General features: G+C 71.3%; 5 protein-coding genes. 4 read left to right on the top strand and 1 reads right to left on the bottom strand.

Annotation, left to right across the window (positions count from 1 at the left end):
• Positions 1–72: 72 nt before the first annotated feature.
• Positions 73–1,104, bottom strand: coding sequence for a sugar ABC transporter substrate-binding protein (locus ACYVE9_RS14795; protein WP_461028305.1), 1,032 nt, complete (start codon positions 1,102–1,104; stop codon positions 73–75).
• A 352-nt stretch (positions 1,105–1,456) separates the two neighbouring features.
• Here ACYVE9_RS14795 and iolC point away from each other — a divergent pair, with 352 nt between their 5' ends.
• The 4 genes from iolC to ACYVE9_RS14775 all read left to right on the top strand — a co-directional run.
• Complete coding sequence (gene iolC, locus ACYVE9_RS14790) at positions 1,457–2,401, top strand: 5-dehydro-2-deoxygluconokinase (RefSeq protein ID WP_461028304.1); 945 nt, start codon at positions 1,457–1,459, stop codon at positions 2,399–2,401.
• Positions 2,402–2,471: 70 nt separating this feature from the next.
• On the top strand, positions 2,472–3,350 hold the full coding sequence (locus tag ACYVE9_RS14785) for a Cgl0159 family (beta/alpha)8-fold protein (RefSeq protein WP_461028303.1): 879 nt from the start codon (positions 2,472–2,474) through the stop codon (positions 3,348–3,350).
• Between the two features lie 19 nt (positions 3,351–3,369).
• Complete coding sequence (iolB, locus tag ACYVE9_RS14780) at positions 3,370–4,503, top strand: 5-deoxy-glucuronate isomerase (protein ID WP_461028302.1); 1,134 nt, start codon at positions 3,370–3,372, stop codon at positions 4,501–4,503.
• On the top strand, positions 4,500–5,191 hold a 692-nt coding region (locus ACYVE9_RS14775; RefSeq protein WP_461028301.1), incomplete at its 3' end, for a thiamine pyrophosphate-binding protein. The genes iolB and ACYVE9_RS14775, both read left to right, overlap by 4 nt.

Below are 5,191 nucleotides of genomic sequence, written 5' to 3'. Positions count from 1 at the left end.
CCCCCGCCGCCGGAGCGGCGGGGGACGTGCCGGTGACGTCGGCGGCCGGGGTGGCTGCCTGTGCCATGGACCTCACCGGGTGCCCTTCTCGGCGAACTCGCCGATGTCGTCGATGTTGTCCTGGTCGACGAAGGCGGGGCCGGTCAGCACCGGCTGCTCGCCGCCACCGCTGAAGTTGCCGTTGTTCTTGTACAGCCACAGGGTGTCGACGGCCAGGTAGCCCTGGAGGTAGGGCTGCTGGTCGACGGCGAAGCTGATCCGGTCGTCCTCGAGGTAGCCGACGAGTTCCTTGTTGAGGTCGAAGGTGGCGACCTTCGCCTTGCTGCCGGACTCCTTCACCGAGTCGACCGCGGTGAGGGCGAAGGGGGCGCCCAGCGTCACCACGTAGTCGACCGCCTTGTCCTGCCGGAGCTTGGCCTCGATGGTCGACTTCACCGACGGCATGTCCTTGCCGTTGACGTAGAGGATGTCGGTGGTGCCCTCGAAGGCCTTCTTCACCCCGGCGCAGCGCGCTTCGAGCGCCACGTGGCCCTGCTCCTGGATGACGCAGATGTTGCGCTTGGCGCCGACCTCGTTGAGGCGCTTGCCGAAGGCCTCGCCGGCGACGGTCTCGTCCTGGCCGAAGTAGGAGAGCAGGCCCATCTCCTGCCACTGGTCGAGTCCGGCGTTGAAGCCGACCACCGGTATGCCGGCCGCCTGCGCCTTCTCCACGGCCGCCTTCATCGCCTCCGGCTTGGCCGCGGTGATCGCGATGCCGTCGACCTTCTGGTCGATGGCGTTCTGCACCAGGTTGGCCTGGTCGGCGGCCTTCTCGTCGCTGGAGTAGATCAGCTCGACGTTGTCCTTGGCGGCGGCCGCGGTGCCGCCCTTGCGCACGATGTCCCAGAAGGTGTCCCCGGGCGCCGCGTGGGTGATCATGGCGATCTTCATGCGCGGCGTGTCGGCCTTGCCCGCGGTCGACCCGTCGGAGTCCTCCTGGGACTTCTTGCCGCCGGAGCCGCTGGAGCAGCCCGCGGCGAGAAGGACGGCGGCGGCGCCGGCGGCGAGGGCTGCCGTGGTTCTGCGGGACCTGCGGGCCGAGCCCGGACGGATGGTGCGCTTCATGGTCCTGACCTCACTTCGGGTGAGTGGAGGGGAGAGAAAGCGGAAGGAGGGGGGGACCCGCCGGGTGAGTGGGGGAGGACGACCGCCCGGGGGTCATGGGGGATGTTCTCGGTCACCGACCGGGAACGTCCCCGTTGCAGGACTGGATTCGACTCCCTGGGAGACGGTGCTGTCAAGACTTTGTAAGGACAACACTTCATCTTGACGTAACGGCCCGATAACGCGGTGGACGTTTCAGGGTCCAGACGTCCGAATGTAAGGACAAATTATTGACATGGGTCAGGCGCCGGGTCTAAACCTTGGGGTCGACGCGACATCCCTCCGGTGCCGCCGTTACGAGGAAAGGGCTTCCATGACCGAGCCATTCGACGTCATCACGATGGGCCGCATCGGGGTGGACGTCTACCCGCTCCAGACGGGAGTGCCGCTCCCGCAGGTCGAGACGTTCGGCAAGTTCCTCGGCGGCTCACCCACCAACGTCGCGGTGGCCGCGGCCCGGCTCGGACGGTCCACCGCCCTCGTCAGCCGTACCGGCCAGGACCCGTTCGGCGACTACTGCCACCAGGCACTGGAGGGCTTCGGCGTCGACGACCGCTGGGTCACCGCGGTCCCCGGACTGCCGACACCCGTCACGTTCTGTGAGATCTTCCCGCCGGACGACTTCCCGCTGTACTTCTACCGCCAGCCCAAGGCCCCGGACCTGGAGATCCGCCCGTCCGAGCTGGACTTCGCCGCGTTGGACGCGGCCCGCGTGCTGTGGGTGACCGGGACCGGCCTCTGCGAGGAGCCCAGCCGCTCGGCGACGCTCGCCGCCCTCGCCTCCCGCAACAAGAGCGGGCACACCGTCTTCGACCTGGACTGGCGCCCGATGTTCTGGGCCGACCCGGAGAGCGCCCGCCCCTGCTACCGGCAGGCCCTGGAACACGCCACCGTCGCCGTCGGCAACCTCGACGAGTGCGAGGTCGCCACCGGCGTCCGCGACCCGAGGGGCTGCGCCGAGGCGCTGCTGGCGGCCGGGGTCGAACTCGCCGTCGTCAAGCAGGGCCCCAAGGGGGTGCTCGCCGTGCACCGGGACGGCGGCTCGGCCGAAGTGCCACCGCACCCGGTGGAGGTCGTCAACGGACTCGGCGCCGGTGACGCCTTCGGCGGCGCGCTCTGCCACGGCCTGCTTGCCGGCTGGGAGCTGGAGCACACGATGCGCTTCGCCAACGCGGCCGGTGCCCTGGTCGCGTCCCGCCTGGCCTGCTCCTCCGCGATGCCCTTCGAGGCCGAGGTCGAGGAACTCCTCGCCGACTGAAGCCGGCCCCGCCCCCACGCCTTCCCTCCCGCGGAGGGCGCCCCCGCGACCTCTCGACAGGGAGCCCGCCTTGAGCATCAGCATCTCCGACCTCGTCCGAGTGCGCGCCCGGCACCCCGAGGCGATCGCCGAGGCCGCCGGCCGGCGTGCCCGCCGCCCGCTCGTCGGCGACAGCGGACGCCTCATGATCGTCGCCGCCGACCACCCCGCCCGCGGCGCCCTCGCCGTCGGAACCCGGCACCTCGCGATGGCCAACCGGCTCGACCTGCTGGAACGGCTGACCCTGGCCCTCTCCAGGCCCGGGGTGGACGGCGTGCTCGCCACCGCCGACATCCTGGAGGACCTGCTGCTGCTGGGCGCGCTGGAGAACAAGGTCGTCATCGGCTCGATGAACCGCGGCGGCCTCGCCGGCGCCACCTTCGAACTCGACGACCGGTTCACCGGCCACCGCGCCGAGGACCTCAGCCGCCTGCGCTTCGACGCCGGCAAGCTGCTGCTGCGCATCGACTACGAGGACGAGGGCTCACTCAGCACCATGTTCTCCACCGCCCGCGCCGTCGACGACATGGCCGCCCACCGGCTGCCGGTCTTCGTCGAGCCGTTCATCTCCCGCCGCTGCGACGGCAAGGTCACCAACGACCTCAGCGCCGAAGCCGTCACCAAGTCCATCGCCATCGCCTCCGGCCTGGCCGGCACCTCCGCCTACACCTGGCTGAAGGTGCCCGTGACCGACGACCCCGACGAGATGGCCCAGGTGATGGAGACCTCGACGCTGCCGGCGGTGCTGCTCGGCGGTGAGGTCAACGGCGACCAGGACGGCGCCTACGAGAAATGGCGCAAGGCGCTCGCCCTGCCCACCGTGCAGGGACTGGTCGTCGGCCGCTCGCTGCTCTACCCGGCGGACGGTGACGTCGGCGCAGCCGTCGACACCGCCGTGGGACTGCTCTGAGATGGGGAGGCTGACCGACATGAGCGACAGCACATACAGCACATACAGCGCCGACGGCACCGACAGCGCCGACGGCACCGAATCCGGCACCTCCCGCACGCCCGGGCGGGCGCCCGCACCCCACGGCTTCCACCTGCCCGCGGGCAGCGCCGCCCGCGGGCCCTACGCCCTGGACATCGACCCCGAGCTGGCCGGCTGGGGCCACAGCTCGCTGCGCGTCGTCGAACTGCCGCCCGGCGGACGGCACTCCTTCGCCACCGGCGACAGCGAGTGGATCGTGCTGCCGCTCACCGGCGGCTGCACGGTCACCGTCGACGGCAACACCCTCCGGCTGCACGGCCGCCCGGGTGTCTTCGAGGCCGTCACCGACTTCGCCTACCTGCCGCGGGACGCCGACGCGGTGCTCGACACCGCCGGCGGAGGCCGGTTCGCCCTCACCGGGGCCCGCTGCGAACGCCGCCTGCCGGCCCGCTACGGACCGGCGTCCGGGGTGCCGGTGGAGCTGCGCGGCAGCGGCGGCTGCTCCCGGCAGGTGAACAACTTCGCCGCCGCCGACGTCTTCGAGGCCGACCGGCTGATCGCCGTCGAGGTGCTGACACCCGGCGGCAACTGGTCGTCCTACCCGCCGCACAAGCACGACGAGTGCCGGCCCGGCGAGGAGTCGGAGCTGGAGGAGGTCTACTACTTCGAGATCGCCCCGCACGGGCCGACCTCCGGCCTGGGATACCAGCGGGTCAGCCCCTCCGGGCGGGGCCGGGACACCGACGTGCTCGCCGAGGTCCGCAGCGGTGACGCGGTGCTCATCCCGGACGGATGGCACGGGCCGTCCATCGCCGCCCCCGGGCACGACATGTACTACCTCAACGTGATGGCCGGTCCCGGTCTGGATCGCAGCTGGCTTATCTGCGACCATCCTGACCACGCGTGGATTCGTCGTACGTGGGGAGAAACACCAGTGGATCCGAGGCTACCGCTCTACTCTGCGATGGATTCCGCAGAATATGCGAGTCCGGACACCGCCTCGCACGTCACGGACCAGGCCCCGCCACACCTGCCGTCCGCACCGCCCACGCAGGACACGAACGACACGAACGACACGCAGGACACGAACGACACGCAGGGCACGCTGGACACGAAGGAGGGGGGCCGGTGACGTCGGTCCGCAGGCTCACGGTCGCCCAGGCGCTCGTCCGCTTTCTCACCGCCCAGCACACCAGCCGCGACGGCCGGCAGCAGCGGCTCGTCAACGCCACCTGGGGCATCTTCGGCCACGGCAACGTCGCCGGACTCGGCCAGGCCCTGCTGGAGTACCAGGACACCATGCCCTACCTCCAGGGCCGCAACGAACAGGCCATGGTGCACGCCGCCGTCGGCTACGCCCGGCACAGCAACCGGCTGCGCGTCCACGCCGTCACCACGTCCATCGGCCCCGGCGCCACCAACCTCGTCACCGGCGCCGCCCTGGCCACCGTCAACCGGCTGCCGGTGCTGCTGCTGCCCGGCGACACCTTCGCCACCCGGCCCGCCGACCCCGTGCTCCAGCAGCTGGAACACCCCGGCGCCGGTGACCTCTCCGTCAACGACACACTGCGACCCGTCTCCCGCTACTTCGACCGGATCACCCGGCCCGAAGCGCTGATCCCCGCCGCGCTCCAGGCCATGCGCGTGCTCACCGACCCGGCCGAGACCGGCGCCGTCACCCTCGCCCTGCCGCAGGACGTGCAGGCCGAGGCGTACGACTGGCCGGAGGAGTTCTTCGCCGAGCGCATCTGGGCCGTCCGCCGGCCCGCCCCGGAGGCCGGCGAGCTGGCCGACGCGGTGGCGGCGATCCGGACCGCCCG

It is taken from the genome of Streptomyces sparsus, assembly GCF_054776295.1.
The sequence above is the reverse complement of the archived record's forward strand: the minus strand, read 5'-3'. Positions and strand labels throughout refer to the sequence as shown.

Bases quoted from the DNA above. Each gene is read 5' to 3' on its own strand.
- ACYVE9_RS14795 (WP_461028305.1), bottom strand. From the start codon at position 1,104: ATGAAGCGCACCATCCGTCCGGGCTCGGCCCGCAGGTCCCGCAGAACC.
- iolC (WP_461028304.1), top strand. From the start codon at position 1,457: ATGACCGAGCCATTCGACGTCATCACGATGGGCCGCATCGGGGTGGAC.
- iolB (WP_461028302.1), top strand. From the start codon at position 3,370: ATGAGCGACAGCACATACAGCACATACAGCGCCGACGGCACCGACAGC.